Here is a 2,037-nt window from a genome sequence, read left to right as displayed (position 1 = left end):
TATAAAGGTTTCAAGCTTATGTTTTCCATGATGAGAATTATCAGTTACTCAATTGTAATGACTAGAAAGATGCTTAAAGATTACTACAATAAAGCAAGTGTGTCTGATGGTCTATGATAATAGTATAAGATAGAATATTTTCCTTATTTATAATGGGTTAATTAAATAGTCTTCACTATTTTGATATGAAATAAATTTGCTAAGTAATATATCTAAATAAGGATACTTCTCGGATGAAATAGTATCATAAAGAGCAAGACCTATTCTTGTAAAATTTACTTGGCCTGTAACTATATAATAGTATTTTCCTTCTTCATCATAAATACTTCCAGACTCTAATACAGATTCATTTCCTTTGAAAACCAAATCCATAACTTCTTGTGAATAAATATCTGCTCCCCTATCTGCTTCACTAAGTATAATCAGTCCCAATTCTGATAAATACTGTAAATCATTTTGAGTAGGGCAAAAACTTAAATAGTCTTTTTTTAAATCATTATACATCATACCATCTTTTTGAAGAATTCTAGTTAAATCCATATCATATAAAACTAATGGAATAGTATAAAAATTACCCCCTACCACTTGTACAGTATAAACCAAGGAGCACAATTTAATAAAGTTCGTTGCAGACTCTTTATCTAAAAGAGCTATTGTATTAAGCATAGCTTTAGTTATACCTGATGATTCCTCAGTCACTTCTTTTGCAAGAATTCTTGCCCACATTTTTTGCATTGCTTTATCAGATACTCTCGATGAAAGATCTTCAAAGTATTCTAACCATTCATCGTCTGGAGTATTTATTTTTTTTATTGATTTATCTTTATTAATAATTTGTTCTGCTTCGTCAATAATATTAATCAGATTCTTAGTTCTTTTTAAAATTTTTTTTACATTCATTATAACACATGCATTTTTGATCGTATCTTCATTGAAATTATTTTCTTTTATTTGTTCTATAAGATATTGTTGAGCCACTTTTTTAGGATTGTTAATATCATTTAAAACATTTTTTACATCAGAATACATTATTCCAAAAAGATCAAATAAATTTTTTTTATCCATTAAAATAACCTCCTATTAATAATTATATCACCTTAGCTTAATTAAAGCTTTTCATAAAATTCATCGATAAAATTATCTAAATTCAAAAATAAAATATTTATATTGATATCTGATTGTTATTTATATAAACTGCATTGAAAATACCTACATTCTTCAATCAACACCATTTTCTAACATAATATTTTAAAATTATACAATCTCATTTTTATTATAATAAATTTTCATTCCATAAATCAATGCTATCTCCAATAATAAATGTCTTTCTATAATTTCTTAAATAACTATTTTTCTTGAAGTGTAGTCTTTTTGCTTTGTAAATTAAACGACTCCTCAATTTACCTTACCGATGAATTATTAGCATTCTCAAAGATGAATAATTGATTTTTTTGAGGAAGATAAATATCAACTATGATAGTGCTAATTATTTTTCTACCATTATTTTATTATTATCAATTATATGCAATACATTAATCACACCTCTACTTAATTCTCTTCCAATCAAAATATACCTATAACAAACATGAGGATTTTTTGCATATATTAGTAATATTGTAAAATTGATATCCTTCATTTTTTCAAAATTAAAATATCCTTTTAAAATTACCATGCATTAATTGTATACTTCTTCAATACCATTATAAATTAAGTTATTTTTAACTTTGTATAACCAATTACGTAAATATTTCTCCATAAAACCCCAACGTTCATTTTATCATAATTTCAACATCAACAAAACGGCATTATTATCTTTTTTTATAAATTAGTGAATTGTAAAAATATGTTTCAATTATAAAAATTTTTCATAGACCATCTGAGCCACTTGTAATACTTTCTTGTTTTAACTCCGTTTTTTCGGCTATGTTAACCCAAAAAGATGCTCTATTCAATAAGAAATGGAGTGCCTATATATTGAGCCCGTCTAAATGTGCATGGATATTGGTAGATATTGACAAAATTATCATGAAGATTTCT

At 25.2% G+C, this 2,037-nt stretch carries 1 protein-coding gene; it reads right to left on the bottom strand.

Annotation, left to right across the window (positions count from 1 at the left end):
- Positions 1–147: 147 nt before the first annotated feature.
- Positions 148–1,065, bottom strand: a complete 918-nt coding sequence (locus B5E48_RS13315) for a DUF2806 domain-containing protein (protein WP_087305616.1) — start codon at positions 1,063–1,065, stop codon at positions 148–150.
- Positions 1,066–2,037: the final 972 nt, after the last annotated feature.

The sequence above is a fragment of the Massilimicrobiota sp. An105 genome, assembly GCF_002161155.1.
In the GTDB taxonomy this organism is placed as follows: domain Bacteria; phylum Bacillota_I; class Bacilli_A; order Erysipelotrichales; family Coprobacillaceae; genus Allocoprobacillus; species Allocoprobacillus merdigallinarum.
Note: the sequence above shows the minus strand (reverse complement) of the source record. Positions and strands in the feature narration are given on the sequence as shown.

What these genes read in the sequence shown, in the direction of transcription:
- B5E48_RS13315 (WP_087305616.1), bottom strand. Translation starts at nt 1,065, where the DNA reads ATGGATAAAAAAAATTTATTTGATCTTTTTGGAATAATGTATTCTGAT.